Source organism: Paenibacillus sp. P13VS, assembly GCF_015143645.1.
Classification (GTDB): domain Bacteria; phylum Bacillota; class Bacilli; order Paenibacillales; family Paenibacillaceae; genus Paenibacillus; species Paenibacillus xylanilyticus_A.
Window position 1 is genome coordinate 1 of sequence record NZ_WYEV01000020.1, and the last position, 18,000, is coordinate 18,000.

Annotated in this window: 16 protein-coding genes and 1 rRNA gene; 16 read left to right on the forward strand and 1 reads right to left on the reverse strand. The window is 48.6% G+C overall.

Annotation, left to right across the window (positions count from 1 at the left end; all coding sequences use genetic code 11):
- The 9 genes from rrf to pssA all read left to right on the forward strand — a co-directional run.
- Positions 1 to 100, forward strand: a 5S ribosomal RNA gene (gene rrf, locus GUA98_RS27810); the annotation flags it as partial.
- Between the two features lie 220 nt (positions 101 to 320).
- Positions 321 to 1,496, forward strand: a complete 1,176-nt coding sequence (gene eis / locus GUA98_RS27815) for an enhanced intracellular survival protein Eis (protein ID WP_193725088.1) — start codon at positions 321 to 323, stop codon at positions 1,494 to 1,496.
- Between the two features lie 488 nt (positions 1,497 to 1,984).
- Complete coding sequence (locus GUA98_RS27820) at positions 1,985 to 2,446, forward strand: CtsR family transcriptional regulator (RefSeq protein ID WP_095293442.1); 462 nt, start codon at positions 1,985 to 1,987, stop codon at positions 2,444 to 2,446.
- 32 nt (positions 2,447 to 2,478) lie between these two features.
- Positions 2,479 to 2,997, forward strand: coding sequence for a UvrB/UvrC motif-containing protein (locus tag GUA98_RS27825; RefSeq protein WP_095362295.1), 519 nt, complete (start codon positions 2,479 to 2,481; stop codon positions 2,995 to 2,997).
- Between the two features lie 28 nt (positions 2,998 to 3,025).
- Positions 3,026 to 4,096, forward strand: a complete 1,071-nt coding sequence (locus GUA98_RS27830; RefSeq protein ID WP_153980072.1) for a protein arginine kinase — start codon at positions 3,026 to 3,028, stop codon at positions 4,094 to 4,096.
- A 188-nt stretch (positions 4,097 to 4,284) separates the two neighbouring features.
- Positions 4,285 to 6,747 carry an ATP-dependent protease ATP-binding subunit ClpC gene (clpC, locus tag GUA98_RS27835; RefSeq protein WP_153980071.1) on the forward strand — a complete coding sequence of 821 codons (2,463 nt, stop codon included), beginning with the start codon at positions 4,285 to 4,287 and terminating at the stop codon, positions 6,745 to 6,747.
- 226 nt (positions 6,748 to 6,973) lie between these two features.
- A complete protein-coding gene (gene radA / locus GUA98_RS27840) occupies positions 6,974 to 8,341 on the forward strand; it encodes a DNA repair protein RadA (protein WP_095293438.1) in 1,368 nt (455 codons plus the stop codon).
- A gap of 13 nt (positions 8,342 to 8,354) precedes the next feature.
- Positions 8,355 to 9,431: a DNA integrity scanning diadenylate cyclase DisA gene (disA, locus tag GUA98_RS27845; RefSeq protein WP_127540919.1), complete on the forward strand. Its 1,077-nt coding sequence runs from the start codon at positions 8,355 to 8,357 to the stop codon at positions 9,429 to 9,431.
- A 61-nt stretch (positions 9,432 to 9,492) separates the two neighbouring features.
- The gene (gene pssA, locus GUA98_RS27850) at positions 9,493 to 10,224 is read left to right on the forward strand and encodes a CDP-diacylglycerol--serine O-phosphatidyltransferase (protein WP_095293436.1); all 732 of its coding nucleotides are present in this window, start codon (positions 9,493 to 9,495) and stop codon (positions 10,222 to 10,224) included.
- Positions 10,225 to 10,357: 133 nt separating this feature from the next.
- Here pssA and GUA98_RS27855 read toward each other — a convergent pair whose 3' ends face one another.
- On the reverse strand, positions 10,358 to 10,753 hold the full coding sequence (locus GUA98_RS27855; protein WP_095293446.1) for a DUF1573 domain-containing protein: 396 nt from the start codon (positions 10,751 to 10,753) through the stop codon (positions 10,358 to 10,360).
- A 174-nt stretch (positions 10,754 to 10,927) separates the two neighbouring features.
- On the opposite strand from GUA98_RS27855, the gene GUA98_RS27860 reads away from it, so the two are divergent.
- From GUA98_RS27860 to GUA98_RS27890, 7 genes are all read left to right on the forward strand, one after another.
- Positions 10,928 to 12,013: a PIN/TRAM domain-containing protein gene (locus GUA98_RS27860; protein WP_193725089.1), complete on the forward strand. Its 1,086-nt coding sequence runs from the start codon at positions 10,928 to 10,930 to the stop codon at positions 12,011 to 12,013.
- Between the two features lie 101 nt (positions 12,014 to 12,114).
- Positions 12,115 to 12,807, forward strand: coding sequence for a 2-C-methyl-D-erythritol 4-phosphate cytidylyltransferase (gene ispD, locus GUA98_RS27865; protein ID WP_095293434.1), 693 nt, complete (start codon positions 12,115 to 12,117; stop codon positions 12,805 to 12,807).
- A complete protein-coding gene (ispF, locus tag GUA98_RS27870; protein ID WP_193725090.1) occupies positions 12,804 to 13,280 on the forward strand; it encodes a 2-C-methyl-D-erythritol 2,4-cyclodiphosphate synthase in 477 nt (158 codons plus the stop codon). The genes ispD and ispF overlap by 4 nt, the downstream gene beginning before the upstream one ends.
- 36 nt (positions 13,281 to 13,316) lie before the next feature.
- On the forward strand, positions 13,317 to 14,780 hold the full coding sequence (gene gltX, locus GUA98_RS27875) for a glutamate--tRNA ligase (protein ID WP_193725091.1): 1,464 nt from the start codon (positions 13,317 to 13,319) through the stop codon (positions 14,778 to 14,780).
- Positions 14,781 to 15,376: 596 nt separating this feature from the next.
- Entirely contained in the window at positions 15,377 to 16,045 is a 669-nt protein-coding gene (cysE, locus tag GUA98_RS27880) for a serine O-acetyltransferase (RefSeq protein ID WP_127540927.1), read from the forward strand.
- 27 nt (positions 16,046 to 16,072) lie between these two features.
- Positions 16,073 to 17,473 carry a cysteine--tRNA ligase gene (gene cysS, locus GUA98_RS27885; protein WP_193725092.1) on the forward strand — a complete coding sequence of 467 codons (1,401 nt, stop codon included), beginning with the start codon at positions 16,073 to 16,075 and terminating at the stop codon, positions 17,471 to 17,473.
- A gap of 20 nt (positions 17,474 to 17,493) precedes the next feature.
- Positions 17,494 to 17,994: a Mini-ribonuclease 3 gene (locus GUA98_RS27890; RefSeq protein ID WP_193725100.1), complete on the forward strand. Its 501-nt coding sequence runs from the start codon at positions 17,494 to 17,496 to the stop codon at positions 17,992 to 17,994.
- The last annotated feature ends 6 nt before the right edge of the window (positions 17,995 to 18,000 follow it).

The window sequence follows — 18,000 nt, forward strand, 5'->3', positions numbered from 1 at the left end:
AGGGGTTCCACACGTACCCATCCCGAACACGACCGTTAAGCCCTCTAGCGCCGATGGTACTTGGACCGAAGGGTCCTGGGAGAGTAGGACGCTGCCAAGCAAAGAACCACTGCCGAAGAATCTCGGTGGTGGTTTTTATTTGTTTATTTTTCGTTGTACTTTTACTTTACACATCTAAATATGAATCCCCGGAGATGCGTCAGCATCTCTTATTTGACTTTGTACGACGCCTCTGACACACTCATAGAAGATACATACATCACATTTCAGGATACGATTGAAGCCACTTACTATTCTAGAGAACGGGGTGCAGAATTAACATGGACATTCGCAAGTTGACCGCAGAGGATTTTGAATCCAGTATTGCCCTCTCCCAGTATGCTTTTCAGTATGTATTAAGTGAGGAACGTAAAGAAAGACAGCGGTATCGATTCGCTTCACAGGATATCTGGGGCGTATATGAGGAAGGCGAGCTTGGTGCCAAGCTGCATATCATCCCTTTTCAAACCTACATTCATGGCAGAGCCTTTGAGATGGGTGGGATTGCTGGGGTGGCCACTTGGCCAGAGTATCGGCGCAAGGGTTGGGTTGCTGGGCTTTTAAAGCATGCACTTGAAGAGATGAACCGGAATAAACAAAGCATTTCGTTTTTGCATCCATTCTCATTTGCCTTTTACCGGAAGTATGGATGGGAAACCTACATTGAATATAAAAAATATAAAGCGCCTGTTGCTCATTTGCCGGCGAAAAAAGCTACACCAGGTAACATTCGGCGTGGTGATCCTGGTCTTGATATATTAAAAGAAGTTTACAGCTCATATGCGGAACGCTATAACGGAACTCTCGTTCGTGATGATTCATGGTGGGAGAACTCGGTGCTCACGGATGGAACCAGCCAGAAGGCAGTCTATCTGGATGAGGCAGGACAAGCCCAAGGATACCTACTGTATGAAGTGAAAGAACGTAAGTTTGCCATTGATGAGATCATTTATCTCAATGAAGAAGCCAGACAAGCGCTCTGGACCTTTATTGCAAATCACGATTCAATGATTGAAGAGGTGACCCTGCAGGCACCTGCGAGTGATACACTTGCCTTTCAACTGGATAATCCACGAATACAGCAGGAGATCGTACCTTACTTCATGGCACGGATTGTAAGTGTGGAGCAGTTTATTTCGCAATACCCTTTTGCGAGCCAGGACTCACCGGTACAGATTAATCTTCAGGTAGAGGATGCTTATGCTCCTTGGAATGAAGGCGTATGGCAGTTGAATGTAGCAATGAATGGTACAGCCTCCATATGGAAAACATCCGAAACTGTCTTGGAAGAGCAGACACTTAAGGTCAACATTCAAGCTCTTACCGCGATGCTTATGGGATATAGACGACCAGCAGAGATGGCTCAAATGGGTCGAATCCACGGCCCGGCAGAAGTCATTACTGCGTTAGAGCATACGATCCCTGAACGGGAAACTTATCTGCTTGATTTCTTCTGATTTTTCAAATGTGTTCATGAGTATATCCGAAGCCACTTTATACTGGGTGCCTTCCCTTTTCATATCAATAGAAAAACAGTGCTACAGTGAGACAAATGAACTTCTCCGGATTTTTTGGAGAGGTTTTTTTGTGTCCGGGGAATATTTCGTGTAAAATCGTAAAAAATGAATAGTGACCCCACTTGGCAAAACCACAAAATATGCTATAATGTATATAAAGTCAAAGAAAGTCAAAGTCAACTGAAGGTTAAATACTTACGTAGCTTTCTTTCTACATTCCGGTGATGAGACACATTTCATGAACGATGGATATCATCGGAAAGAGGCAGTACCAAGAGGACCTTCGTGCGTCCTTGCTCTCCCGAATAAGCCAGTGGAAATCAAGATTCGTCGTTTCTCCGATTGGTTAAATGGGTTGAGAAGGTGTACTCTGTGGGGGCGTGTGGGTCCTTATTGACTTAACGTTTCAGACAGTGGAGGATGAGTGGATGCGTAATATCTCTGATATTATCGAACAATATCTGAAGAGTATTTTGCATGAAAGTCCCGAAGGAATGGTTGAAATTCAGCGCAATGATCTTGCAGATCAATTCTCATGCGTACCATCCCAGATCAACTATGTAATAAGCACACGCTTTACTCTTGAAAAGGGATATTTGGTCGAGAGTAAACGTGGTGGTGGCGGTTATGTCCGCATACAGCGGATTGAATTGCCGGCCCACTCTGCTTTGCATAATCATCTGCACCATAGCATCGGGGATGAGATTGGACAGACAGCTGCCGAAGGCTTGATTTATCAGCTGGAGGAAGCACGTTTCCTGAGTAAAAGGGAAGCTGGGTTGATGCGTGCAGCTGTATCAAGAGAAATTTTATTGGTCAAACTTCCTTACCGGGATCAAATTCGTGCCAGAATGTTAAAGGCGATGTTAATATCTTTGCTCGGTAAATGAAAACCTATCGGGATCAAGGAGGTACATCCTAAATGCTGTGCCAAGAATGCGACAAACGTCCGGCGACTCTTCATTTCACTAAAATCGTGAATGGAGAAAAGACGGAATTCCATATTTGTGAGTCATGTGCCCGTGAAAAGGGAGAAATGATTCCGGGAACATCGAATGGATTTTCCATTCACAACCTGTTGTCCGGCTTGCTTGATTTCGAACCTAAGAATGGAAATGCCGGGGCTCCCCCTGCTCAGACTCTTCGCTGTGAAGAGTGCGGCATGACTTACTCACAGTTTAGCAAAATCGGCCGATTCGGCTGCAGTTCTTGTTATAAATATTTTGACAGTCGTCTGGATCCGTTGTTCAAACGGGTTCATGGCAGCACAACCCATGTGGGCAAAGTGCCTGCACGAGCTGGTGGTCGCATTAAAGTGAAGCGGCAGATTGCCGACCTGAAACGCGATCTTCAGGAGAGTATCGCCCAGGAGGAATTTGAAGAGGCTGCTCAAATCCGTGACCAGATCAGGGAACTTGAAAAAGAAATAGCTCAGGAGTAGAGTTTGTCATGAGTAGGAGGGACGCGTAATGCCTAATCTGCGCTTTACAGAGAAGGCGCTCAGCGACTGGATGCGCAGTGAAGCGGCTGATTCCGAAATCGTCATTAGCAGCCGTGTCCGGATCGCACGTAATCTTCAGCATTACCCATTTCCAATGCTTGCTTCCAATGAGCAATCGGAAGAAGTGCTGAATAAGCTGAGCGAAGTACTTCAATATGATGACGTTCATGCCTTTGGAGATTTCCATACCTTGGACCTGATGGATATTGATGATCTCGATAAGCGGGTGCTGGTGGAGAAGCATTTAATTAGCCCCAGTCTTGTGAACGAATCAAAAAATGGTGCGGTTATTCTCAGTGAGGATGAATCCATCAGTATTATGATTAACGAAGAAGACCATCTTCGTATCCAATGCCTCTATCCGGGGTTCCAGGTGAAAGAAGCCTGGGAGAAAGCTTCCGCCATAGATGATGCTTTTGAAGCGCATGTGGATTATGCCTTTGATGATCGCAGAGGGTACCTGACCAGCTGTCCTACCAATGTAGGTACAGGGGTAAGAGCATCTGTAATGATGCATCTGCCTGCGCTGGTGATGACACAGCAGATTGGACGCATCCTGACAGCTGTTTCTCAAGTGGGGTTAACCGTGCGTGGGATATATGGCGAAGGCAGCGAAGCGATGGGCAACCTTTTCCAGATCTCCAATCAAATTACGCTTGGACAGACGGAACAAGAGGTTATCGATAATCTGCACAGCGTAGTGCTGCAGATGATTGGGCATGAACGTACAGCCAGAGAGCGGTTAATTTCCGACTCGAGACTGCGGATTACCGATAGAGTGATGCGTTCATATGGGATTTTGTCCCACGCAGCCATTATGGATTCCAAGGAAGCCGCACAGCGTCTCTCGGATGTTCGCTTAGGTGTAGATCTGGGGCTGTTGAATGGATTGTCCATTACGGTAATGAATGAGTTAAACGTGATGACACAACCAGGCTTTTTGCAGAAAACATTCGGAGAAGATATGCGCACAGATGAGCGTGACATCTACCGGGCTCAGTTGATTCGTGATACGATCAATGCAGCCAGTCAATCCTAGTAATTGTTTTCGTCAAATTTAATATTAAGGTTTCATGCCGCATCTGCGGCTTTATATAAAACGGGCATTGGACTAAATGCCAAATGACTTTATTCGCAGCATGGCTGCAAACAAGAATGATATGAATTATACGTCGGGATCATGAACAAGGCCCACGTTTTATCCAAAACCATGGAGGTGCAGGAGATATGATGTTTGGAAGATTTACGGAACGGGCCCAAAAGGTGCTCGCACTCGCGCAGGAAGAAGCTGTCCGTCTCGGTCATAATAACATCGGTACAGAGCACATTTTGCTCGGCCTCATTCGTGAAGGCGAAGGCATCGCAGCCAAAGCGCTGATCGGCCTGGGACTCGGATTGGAAAAAATTCAAGATGAAGTAGAAACGCTGATTGGCCGCGGTCAAGAGCAACCTACGAACATTGCATATACGCCTCGTGCGAAAAAAGTAATTGAACTGTCCATGGATGAGGCTCGCAAATTGGGCCACACCTATGTAGGTACAGAGCATATCTTGCTCGGATTGATTCGTGAAGGCGAGGGCGTTGCAGCACGTGTGCTGAACAACCTTGGTATTAGTTTGAACAAAGCACGTCAACAAGTGCTGCAACTGCTTGGCAGCAGTGAGGCTGTATCCAGTCATAATGGAACGCCTGCTAATGTAAGTACACCAACACTGGACAGTCTGGCACGTGATCTTACCGCTTATGCGAAGGAGAACAACCTGGATCCGGTTATCGGCCGCAGTAAAGAAATCGAGCGTGTCATTCAAGTATTGAGCCGTCGTACCAAGAACAACCCGGTATTGATCGGTGAACCTGGTGTAGGTAAAACAGCGATTGCTGAAGGTCTTGCACAGAAAATCATCGCCAACGAAATTCCGGAGACTTTGCGCGACAAACGTGTCATGACCCTGGATATGGGTTCTGTTGTTGCCGGAACGAAGTACCGTGGTGAGTTTGAGGATCGTTTGAAAAAAATCATGGATGAGATTCGTCAGGCAGGTAACATTGTCCTGTTCATCGACGAATTGCACACCCTGATCGGTGCAGGCGGAGCTGAGGGCGCCATTGATGCTTCGAACATTTTGAAACCGGCTCTGGCTCGTGGAGAATTGCAATGCATCGGGGCAACAACCCTGGATGAATACCGCAAATATATCGAGAAGGATGCAGCGCTTGAGCGTCGTTTCCAACCGATTACTGTAGATCAGCCTTCTCCGGAAGAAGCTATTCAAATTTTGCACGGCCTGCGTGATCGTTATGAAGCCCACCACCGTGTGAAAATTACGGACGAAGCGATTGTACAGGCGGTTAAATTGTCTGACCGTTACATCACAGATCGTTTCCTGCCAGACAAAGCGATTGACCTGATTGATGAAGCGGGTTCCAAAGTAAGATTGAACTCATACACTATTCCGCCGAACCTGAAACAGCTGGAAAGCCGTCTCGAAGATATCCGTAAGGAAAAAGACGCAGCGGTCCAAAGCCAGGAGTTCGAAAAAGCAGCAGCTCTGCGTGATACGGAACAAAAAATCCGTGAAGAGCTGGATGTAACGAAGAACCAATGGAAAGAAAAACAAGGTCGCACCGATTCCGAAGTAACGCCTGAGGATATCGCACAAGTGGTAGCCAACTGGACAGGAATTCCGGTGAACAAGCTGAAAGAAGAAGAGACACAACGCCTGATGAATCTGGAATCCATTCTGCATGAACGTGTTATCGGTCAGGATGAAGCCGTGAAATCAGTCAGCCGTGCGGTTCGCCGTGCTCGTGCTGGATTGAAAGATCCAAAACGTCCAATGGGATCCTTCATCTTCCTCGGTCCTACCGGGGTAGGTAAAACCGAGCTGGCTCGTGCGCTTGCTGAAGCTATGTTCGGCGATGAAAATGCAGTGATCCGGATCGACATGTCCGAGTATGGTGAGAAACACTCGACTTCAAGACTCGTTGGAGCGCCTCCAGGATATGTGGGTTACGAAGAAGGCGGTCAGTTGACAGAGAAAGTTCGTCGCAAACCGTATTCCGTAGTCCTGCTCGACGAAATCGAGAAAGCACATCCGGAAGTATTCAACATCTTGCTGCAAGTGCTTGAGGATGGTCGTCTGACAGACTCAAAAGGTCGTGTCGTGGATTTCCGCAACACTTTGATCATTCTGACATCCAACGTGGGTGCCGAAGCGATTAAACGTAACTCTACACTCGGCTTCACCGCTGTTGTGGATGCAGGTGCGGATTACGATAACATGAAGGGTAAAGTCATGGATGAGCTGAAGAAAAGCTTCCGTCCAGAGTTCCTTAACCGGATTGATGAGATCATCGTATTCCACTCTCTTGAAGAGAAACACATTGCTGAGATTGTCTCCCTCATGAGCGAGGAGCTCCGGAAACGTCTGCGTGAATATGAAGTCGACTTCGAGCTTACAGACAACGCCAAGGCCTTCCTGGCCAAAGCAGGCTTCGATCCAGCTTACGGTGCTCGTCCGCTTCGCCGGGCAATCCAGAAGCATATTGAAGACAAATTGTCTGAAGAATTGCTTACAGGTACGGTAACCAAAGGCGATTCGTTGTTGATCGACGAAGAGAATGGTGCCCTGTCCGTAACCAAAAAGGAAGCTGCTGTTCCTTCCAATGAAGAAATCGAAACCAAATAAGCAAATTTCAAACCTGAGAAATGGTTTATGATCCTTTCCGGCTTCGGCCGGAGAGGATTTTTTATTTTATTGTTGTCCAAGGAACATGTGTAAAGTTTACGATAATCCTTTACGAAAAATCTCAAACAATGGTAAACTTTTATTAACCCTGCACGTCAGAAATTCAGGGCAAAATTCGTCGAAAAATGCAAAATGCTGTTATAAAATAAATCCTAGGAGTGCTGAAGTGGCCAAAGTTAAAACCAAGTTTCAATGTACGGAATGTGGTTATGAAGCCCCCAAATGGTACGGCAAATGTCCGGGGTGTCAGTCATGGAATTCCATGGTGGAAGAAACGGAAACGGTTGTCAAAACACAAGGGAGAAATTCCCCCCTCTTTGACAGTAAAGATAAACCGCTTCCCATCATAGATATAGATAGCGGTCAGGAACCGCGTGTGCAGACTGGAATCGGAGAGCTGAACCGGGTATTGGGTGGCGGAATTGTTCCGGGTTCTCTCGTGCTGGTAGGCGGAGATCCGGGAATCGGAAAATCAACGCTGATGCTGCAAACCTCGCATGCTCTAACGCATTCGGGCTTGCGCGTGTTATATGTTTCGGGTGAGGAATCGGTGAAACAGACCAAATTGCGGGCTGACCGTCTGGATGCACTCTCTCCTGAACTGTATGTGCTGTGTGAAACGAATATGGAACGTGTAGAGGAAGCGGTGGAGCAGATCCAGCCGCATTTTCTTGTCATCGACTCTATTCAGACGGTATATCTCCCAGAAGTCACCAGTGCACCCGGTAGCGTAGCACAGGTAAGGGAATGCACTTCTCGGTTTATGCGGATTGCGAAAGGCCGAGGCATTGCAACCGTGCTTGTGGGGCATGTTACGAAAGAAGGAGCAATCGCTGGTCCACGTATGCTGGAACACATGGTGGACTGTGTTCTTTACTTTGAAGGGGAACGTCATCATACGTATAGACTGTTACGTGCGGTTAAAAACCGTTTCGGTTCAACCAATGAGATTGGTATTTTCGAAATGGGCGAAGATGGCTTGCGTGAAGTGGGCAATCCTTCCGAACTCTTTTTGTCGGAACGACCGCTCGGTGTAGCGGGTTCTACGGTAGTTGCAAGTATGGAAGGCACTAGACCGATGCTGGTTGAGCTGCAGGCGCTCATCTCTGCAACACATTTCCCGTCTCCCCGCCGTATGGCAACAGGGATAGATCATCACAGGCTGAACCTGATTATTGCCGTGCTTGAGAAGCGGATGGGCATGTTTTTGCAAACGCAGGATGCGTACCTGAATGTGGCCGGGGGAGTTCGGCTCGATGAACCGGCGGTGGATTTGGCGGTTGCCGTCAGCATAGCATCCAGTCTGAGGGATGTGCCGACCAAGCCAGATGACGTAATATTTGGCGAAATTGGTTTGACAGGTGAGGTTCGGGCCGTTTCGCGGGCTGAACAACGTGTGAAGGAAGCCGAGAAGCTGGGCTTCAAACGAGTCATTTTACCGGAGAAAAGCTTAAAGGGCTGGAAACATCCTCGCGGGATACAATTGATCGGTGTGAATACCGTGGCAGATGCACTAGCGGTTGCTTTAGATTAGGGGGCATAACAAGATGAAAGATTCAAGCCAACTGGATAATATGAATGAATTGTTGAGGCTGATCGCACCAGGTACACCTTTCCGCGAAGGTCTGGAGAACGTGCTGCGCGCCAAGACAGGGGCACTGCTTGTTGTAGGATACAGCCCTGAAGTAATGGAAGTGGTCGACGGGGGTTTCTCGATCAATTGCGATTTCTCCCCCAACTATCTATATGAACTCGCCAAGATGGACGGTGCCATCATTCTTAGCGAGGACCTGAAGCGTATTCTGTATGCCAACACCCAGCTTATTCCGGATTCCTCCATCTCATCCTCTGAGACAGGGATCCGTCACCGGACAGCAGAACGTGTAGCCAAGCAAACAGGCAAATTGGTCGTATCTATCTCGCAGCGCCGGAATATTATTACCTTATATCAGGGAACTCTTAGATATTCGCTCAAGGAAATTGGCGTTATTCTGACGAAGGCTAACCAGGCGATTCAAACGCTGGAGAAGTACAAAGCTGTACTTACCCAATCCCTTACGAATCTAAGTGCCTCGGAGTTCGAAGAACTTGTCACGATTCCTGAAGTGGTAAATGTCATTCAGCGTACGGAAATGGTGATGCGCATCAAAACGGAAATCAAGCGCTACATCCATGAACTTGGGAATGAAGGACGACTGATCTCCATGCAAATGGAGGAATTGGTTGGAACAACGGAAGAAGAAGCGTGGTTGCTGTACAAGGACTATGCACGAGATGATAGCGACGAGAAAATTCGCGAAATTATCGTGGGCCTCAAACGCCTGTCGGATGATGAATTGCTGGATGCACATCACATCGTCCGTCTGCTCGGCTATCCTTCATCGGCTGCTACATCGGAAGATTCGGTTGCACCGCGCGGATATCGGGTATTGAATAAGATACCACGTCTTCCCAATGTCATTATTCATAACCTGGTTGACCAATTTGAACAATTGCCGCATGTGATCATGGCAACGATTGAAGAGCTGGATGAAGTCGACGGTATTGGTGAGGTACGCGCCCGGACCATTAAGGAAGGGCTGAAGCGTCTGCAGGAGCAAATGTTTATCGACAGACAAATGTAATCCAGAGCTATCAGTATAGGTTTGCCTATAACGGCCCTGAAGATGATGAGGTGAAACAACAATGTTAACCAGATTCATTCCGAACCTCTTTACCTTGGGTAATCTGTTTCTTGGAATGATGGCGATACTGCTTGCAATTGATGGGAATTATAGTCTGGCTGCGATTATGGTCATCGTTGCGATGCTGCTGGATGGGTTGGATGGCCGGGTAGCGCGTGCACTCAATGCTCAAAGTGAATTTGGCAAGGAGCTCGACTCTTTGTCTGATATGGTTTCGTTCGGTGCAGCCCCGGCACTCATTATGTTTATGGTTTCCTTTCAGGATGCATCACCGGTTCTCGCCTGGATCGCTACGGCAAGCTTCCCCATTTGCGGAGCCATTCGGCTGGCACGCTTTAATGTAAGACCCGGAATTCCCGGGTACTTTACCGGCCTGCCCATTCCGGCAGCTGGAGGTGTGCTTGCAACGCTGACGTTATTTAACAAGGATATTGGTCCTGTGAGCATGATGATAGCTACATTGTTATTATCCTATCTGATGGTCAGCTCGCTTAAATATCCGAATTTCAAAAAGGTCGGTCTGCCGCGAAAAGCGATCTGGATCGCTCCTTGGGTAGTTGTATTCGCTGTAGCGGTTGCTGTCATTTTCCCGGAACAGTTGTCGAAGCTGATCTTTATTCCACTGGTGCTGTACGCTCTATATGGAATGAAGCATAATATGCGGACGGCAGCCTCCCGCAACAGGGCGAAGAAGCGCAAGGAAGAGAAGTCTTCTCGTCCTTCCGATCGGTAATGGTTTACGGATTGGCATACTTGCCTTGCATGAATAAGAAAAAGCACGCATTCTCCTTCAGGAGCGTACGTGCTTTTTTTGTTGATTCGAATCTATACGGTACCTACTCTTGTACGGCAACTTCGCCAATCATTTACGACAAATTGAACATCCCTAACGTCGAACATTTCTGTGACTCGTGATTCACGACTTCTTCCATGTTGATATCCAGCAGATTGCAGAGAGCTGACATATAAAACAGGTTCCGCCCCAGTTCGGAGCTGATGACCTCTTTGCAATTCTCGCACAATTCACCTTCCACATGCGTTTCCAGCAGGCCCTTGGTTTGAGCAATACCGCTCTCGGGGGCATATTTCTGCTTGGTGGCGTGCAGCTCAATGCAGCCGCATTCGGTAATGGCCTTGGACACGGCACGGTTGACAGAAGCTCCGGCTTGTCCTGTTTTGGACAGTACGTCAATCAGACTGCGATGACGCAGCAACAGCTCGGAAACCTGATCCTGAAAAGCCTGTAAACTTAGCGTACTCATTTTGCTACTCACCTCGGGATATGAATTGAATTCATTATATGCCAATAATTTACCTTCTTTCAACTGACGATTGCAAACATTTCCAAAAAGTTCTTGCAACCGGGATTAGCAATCCAACAATTGGATCATACTGGATATGAAGATGAAGGACAATTAAAGGAGGTGCAGGGACATATGTGGAAAAAAGGCATTTTAACTTTTACAGGATTGTGCGGTGCATGGTTTGGCTACACGGCATATCATCTGGCAGGAAAATCCGTCCCGTGGATGGCTGAATGGATTCAGTCAGCAGGGCTGCTGGGGGCAGGAGTAGCAACGGCACTGGGCGCTGTATTGTTTATGGCTGTATGTAATATTGGTGGAACCTTGCTGGCAAGCAGGCTGCAAAATGGGATTGATGGTTTGGCTAAAGTACCGATGAACGAACTGGCTGCTGGTGCAGCAGGTACTGTTGCAGGGTTACTGGTGGCCTTGCTGCTCTATCCATGCCTGACTTGGCTGGGAACAGCAGGAGAGGTGCTTCAGGTGGCTCTGACGGCCGTAAGCGGTTATTCGGGGTACATGCTAGCCATGGCGAAGAAAGACGACCTCGCTGCATTCTGGATGTCTGGGCGATGGGGTCATCCCGAGCTGGATGAAGACAGACGGATGGAAGAACACAAGATTTTGGATACCAGTGTCATTATTGATGGCCGTATCGCAGATATATGCAAGACCGGGTTTATCGAAGGTACAATCGTGATTCCGGAATTCGTCCTGGAAGAACTTCAGCATATTGCAGATTCCTCGGATCTGCTGAAGCGAAACAGAGGACGGCGTGGACTGGACATTTTGAATAAAATCCAGAAAGAACTCGACGTGAAGGTGCTCATTTACGAAGGGGATTTCGAAGAAATATCGGAAGTGGACAGCAAGCTGGTCAAACTCGCCAAAGTGCTTCAGGGCAAGGTGGTTACCAATGACTTCAACCTGAACAAAGTTTGCGAGCTCCAGGGTGTATCTGTACTGAACATCAACGATCTGGCGAATGCGGTTAAGCCTGTGGTGCTGCCTGGTGAAGAGATCATGGTGCAGATCATCAAGGATGGCAAGGAGCATGGCCAAGGTGTAGCTTATCTGGATGACGGTACGATGATTGTCGTGGAAGGCGGACGCGAGTATATCGGCATGATGATGGAAGTGCTGGTGACCAGTGTGCTGCAGACCTCCGCGGGACGAATGATTTTTGCCAAGCCTAAACTGTTGGAAAAAGCCCAATAAAGGGGTATGATGGGTAGTGTATCGTTCACCGATATTTATATCGCTTGAAGATATTCAGTATCGTAGAACGATAAACTGACAGACAAGGCAGGGATTACGGCATGGATAAAGGGTGGGGTGTCGTCATTGTGGCAGCAGGTCGGGGAACCCGAATGGGAACAACCGAGAGCAAGCAGTTTCTGCTGCTGCAGGACAAGCCCGTTTTCATACATACGCTTGAAGTGTTTGCCGCTCTGGATGAGATCAGCGAGATCGTGCTGGTAACCGGAGCCGCAGATGTTGAACGCTGCCTGGATTGGGTAAAAGAATACCGACTGGAGTCGCGTGTCCGTGTCATCCCCGGAGGGAAAGAGAGACAGCATTCTGTTCAAGAAGGCCTGAAGGCCTTACAGACGGATTGGGTCCTCGTTCACGACGGGGTACGTCCTTTTGTTGACCGTAAGCAGATTACAGGTTGCATGGAGGCCGCGATGTCGGGGGGAGCCGCTGTACTGGCCGTTCCCGTGAAAGATACGATTAAACAAGTGAATGCGGAGGGAATCGTTACGGCGACGCCTGACCGCAGCAGTCTGTGGAGTATTCAAACCCCGCAGGCTTTTCGTCTTTCTTCACTGCTGCTTGCTTACGAGTCGGCCGCAAGGGATGGATTTCTGGGGACGGATGATGCCATGCTGGCTGAGCGCCAGGGGATGTCCGTCCAGGTTGTGGAAGGAAGTTATACCAACATCAAATTAACGACGCCGGAAGATTTGGAATATGCCGCGTTTTTGCTTGGGGGAGAGAAGAAGCGATGATACGTGTAGGACAGGGATTTGATGTACACCAATTGGTGGAGGGACGTCCGTGCATCATTGGCGGGGTAACGATTCCTTATGAAAAAGGACTGCTTGGTCACTCGGATGCAGATGTGCTGCTGCATGCCATCAGTGATGCCATTCTGGGTGCACTTGCACTTGGGGACATTGGCAAACACTTTCCGGACACCGATCCGGAGTTCAAGGACGCGGATAGCCTCAAACTGCTGGAGCATGTATGGCAGCTCGTGAAAGAGCGCGGATATCGTTTGGGCAACATTGATTCCACCATTATTGCGCAGAAACCGAAAATGGCACCATACATTCCACAGATGGCCGAGATTATTGCCAAGGCACTGGAAGCGGATGTTGATCAGGTCAATGTCAAAGCAACGACTACGGAGCAGCTCGGATTCCCTGGACGGGGAGAGGGGATTGCGGCCCAATCGGTTGTTTGCCTTGTTCGTGTGTGATATTATCAACCAACTAGTATACGGAGGGGATATTTTATGAGCACAGAAGTTCGTGTGCGCTACGCGCCGAGTCCAACGGGACACCTGCATATCGGGAATGCCCGTACGGCGCTCTTTAACTACTTGTATGCCAAGCATAATAACGGGAAATTTATCATTCGTATTGAGGATACTGACGTAAAACGGAACATTGCGGGTGGCGAGGAAAGCCAGCTTAAATATTTGAAATGGCTCGGAATCGAGTGGGATGAGAGCATTGATGTAGGCGGGGAATACGGACCTTATCGTCAGACGGAACGTTTGGATATTTACCGCAAATACACCCAGGAGCTGCTGGACAAAGGTCTGGCTTACCGCTGCTTCTGCACGGAAGAAGAGCTGGAGCAAGAGCGCGAGGAGCAAACGGCACGTGGAGAAACGCCGCGTTATTCGGGCAAACACCGGGACCTGACGCCAGAGCAGATCAGTGCTTTTGAAGCGGAAGGCCGCGTTGCGAGCGTTCGTTTCCGTGTACCGGAAGAGCGCACATATACGTTCGATGACATGGTTAAAGGCACCATTTCGTTTAACAGCAAGGAATCCGGGGACTTCGTCATTGTGAAAAAAGACGGCATTCCCACGTACAACTATGCTGTTGCAGTGGATGATCACCTGATGAAAATATCCCACGTTCTCCGCGGGGAAGATCACATCTCCAACACGCCGCGTCAGCTGATGATCTATGAAGCGCTCGGCTGGGAGCCGCCGCAATTCGGTCATATGACCCTGATTGTGAATGAAAATCACAAGAAGCTGAGTAAACGGGACGAATCCGTCATTCAGTTTATCGAACAATATGATCAGCTCGGCTACTTGCCAGAGGCGATGTTCAACTTCATCTCCCTGCTTGGCTGGTCGCCGGAAGGGGAAGAAGAGATCTTCTCGCAGGAACAGTTGATCTCCATCTTTGATACCAAACGTTTGTCCAAGAGCCCGGCTGTATTTGATACTCATAAGCTGGCACACTTGAACAATCACTATATTAAACATGCAGACCCGGATCGTATTGCTGAAATGGCAATTCCGCATCTGCAAAAGGCAGGACGCATCGCGGCTGAGCTGTCACCTGAACAGAAGGAATGGGCGTATACACTCGTTCATCTGTACCAGGAGCAAATGACTGCAGCCTCCGACATTGTGGAACTGTCCGAAGTATTCTTCCGCTCCCATCTGGAGCTGGATGCAGAAGCGACCGCCGTACTTGGAGAAGAGCAGGTGCCAACGGTTCTGAAGGCCTTTGCCGATAAAGTTCAGGCGAGTGAAGAGTTTACCCCAAGTAAAATGGCTTCATTGATTAAGGAAATACAGAAGGAAACCGGATTTAAAGGCAAGCAGCTCTTTATGCCTATTCGTGTAGCACTGACTGGACAGACCCATGGACGTGACCTGAATCAGACGATTGTACTGCTTGGCCGGGATACGGTTGTTGAGCGTCTGCATGCACAGGTGAAAGGCGCGTAATCCAGGAACGCTGTAGATCCTGGTACTGCCGCGGGTGAGGCCGGTATCGCCTGGGATGAAGTTATTGCAAGGTTGTTGTCAGTCCAGTACCTTTTCGCTATAATAGCAACACAAAGGTTAAATGACATGTTTCAGCATTCATCATAGAACAGCAAAGACCGGGAGGAGTAAACCGAACCGGACAGTTCCAGAGAGGATGGTCCCGCAGCGAAGAATGAATTTCTTTGGCTGTGGTGGCTGTGAGCCATCCACTGTCCGTCGGTCGAAATGCGCCCGTGAGCTGCATAGCCGAATCCGGCCCCGCCTCTTGTACGTGTAGGAGAGGAAAACGTCAGGATAGGTTGTGACGGTTGGTTTCCGTTACCGAACCGCTTGAGGGTTTATTCTTATTTGTCGGAAGAGGTGGCAGCCATTCGCTGACTGTCTAATTCTGATACGTAAGTTTAAGCCGAGCAGAGTGGGACCGCGATTAACGCCTCTGCAGCATTATGCTGCAGAGGCGTTTTTTGTTTGGGGCGAGTCAGCAGTACACTACCAAGAGGGCTGCGCCGTCCGGTATGCCGGAGGACGAAGACCTGAACAAGAGGGGAACGAGCATGTTCAAGAAGATCAGATCAGATATCCAGGCGGTGTTTGAAAACGATCCGGCTGCCCGGGGATGGTTCGAGGTTGTATTTACCTATTCGGGGCTGCATGCCATATGGGCTCACCGGATCGCGCACTTTTTCTATAAACGGAAATGGTTCTCGGTTGCCCGGTTTATCTCGCAGATCAGCCGTTTTATGACAGGAATCGAGATTCACCCTGGAGCGACCATAGGGAATCGGCTGTTTATTGACCATGGAATGGGTGTAGTTATTGGTGAAACCTGTGAGATAGGCGATGATGTTGTTATTTACCAGGGGGTTACACTTGGCGGAACAGGGAAAGAAAAAGGAAAGAGACACCCGACGATTGGCAATAATGTGGTTATCTCATCGGGAGCCAAAGTGCTCGGTTCATTCAGCGTTGGTGATCAATGTAACATTGGAGCCAACTCGGTCGTATTAAAAGAAGTACCATCCAACAGTACGGTTGTAGGCATACCGGGGAGAATCGTCAAGCAGGACGGACGCCGGGTGGATCGTCTGAATCAGCAGCTGCCCGATCCGGTCATTGACTCTCTGCGCAGTATGCAGCAAGAGATCGAACGATTGCGTGAAGAAGTGCGTACACTACAGGATAGCCGTAAGAATGAGACTTCACGTGATACAATAAATAAATAGGGAAGTATGGATGAAAGGAAAGTGACCATGACGCTTCAAATTTACAATACGATGAGTCGTACCAAAGAGAATTTCATTCCCCAAGAACCGGGGAAGGTAAAAATGTATGTGTGCGGACCGACAGTGTATGATTACATTCATATCGGGAATGCACGTCCGGTTATTTTTTTCGACACCGTTCGCGGCTACTTGGAACAGACAGGACATGAAGTAAACTACGTTGTAAACTTCACGGATGTTGATGATAAATTGATTCGCAAAGCCGAACAGCTGGGTACTGACGTTCCTCATGTTGCAGAGAAGTTTATTGCTGCGTACTACGAGGATCTTGAGGGATTGGGGATTCCCAAAGCGAGCAGCAATCCGAGAGTTACGGAGAATATGCCGCTTATTATCGACTTTATCCGTGAGTTGGTTGAAAAGGGCATTGCTTATGAAAATGGTGGGGACGTATATTACCGCACAGGCAAATTCGAAGAGTACGGCAAGCTGTCGAAGCAGAATCTGCAGGAATTACAGTTCGGTATCCGGATTGGTGTAGATGAGCGCAAAGAACATCCCGAAGATTTCGTGCTCTGGAAAGCAGCTAAACCAGGGGAGATCTACTGGTCCAGTCCTTGGGGCAATGGCCGTCCGGGCTGGCATATCGAATGCTCTGCTATGGCGCGTGAATACCTGGGTGATACGCTCGATATCCATGGAGGTGGACAGGATCTGCAGTTCCCTCACCATGAGTGCGAATGTGCACAATCCGAGGTGCTGACGGGCAAACCGCTCGCCAACTATTGGATGCATAACGGATTTATTCGCATCGATAACGAAAAAATGTCGAAATCACTCGGTAACGGAGTGCTTGTAAAAGACCTTCGAACCCAGTACAAACGTGAAGCCATTCGTTATTTCATGCTGTCGACACATTACCGCAATCCACTGAACTTTACCGAAGATACAATGGAGCAAGCGCAAAACAGTGTGGATCGTATCGCGAATGCCGTTGGCAATCTGAAGCATCGTTTGCAGGCAGTAACGGTAGATCAGGATATTACAGCGGAGTTCGCTGCTAAACTGGAGCAGATTCGCCAGCAGTATCACGAGAAAATGCAGGATGATTTCAATACTCCGGATGCCATTACAGCATTGTTCGAATGGGCTGCGGAAGCAAACCAGCTGCTGCAAAAGGAAGTCGTAAACGCTGCAGAAATTCGTGCATTGCTTGAGCTGTTTGGTGAGTTGAATGCGGTGCTTCGCATTTATACGGAAGCAGAACCGGAACTCCTGGATGAAGAGATTGAACGCCTGATTGAAGAACGTACGGAAGCGCGCAAGTCCAAGAACTGGGCACGGGCTGATGAAATCAGAGACGAATTGTCAGCGCAGGGCATCCTGCTTGAAGATACGGCTCAAGGGATGAGATGGCGGCGCAAATGAACGAGGATCAGTTGAAAAATATGTCTGATTCTATCGAACATTCGGAGCAGGGGGAACGGCCTGCTGAAGAGCAGACAGAGGCTGTGGCACAGGGAGGGTGGTTTCCGTACCCGCCTTCCCGGCCTGCAAGATTGATTCCTCCGATTGCACTCGCCTATATCGGTGATGCAGTGTATGAGGTGGCGGTAAGGCAGTATCTGTTGTCCAAAGCCAATATGCGTCCGAATCACTTGCATCGCAGTGCGACGGGTCTCGTATCAGCCAAGGCACAGAGTCGAATCCTTACAGGGATCGAGGAACAATTGACCGAAGAAGAGCGCGATGTTATAAGACAGGGGCGGAATGCCAAGTCGGGCAGTATTCCCAAGAATGCCGATGTACTGGAATACAGACATGCCACTGCTCTAGAGTGCCTTGTCGGTTACCTGTACAGTAGTGGTCGGCATGAGCGCATGATCCAACTGATTACGCAGGGAATTGAGCATGCAGAGAAGCAGTCACCCCCACCAAACAAAAAATAAAAATAA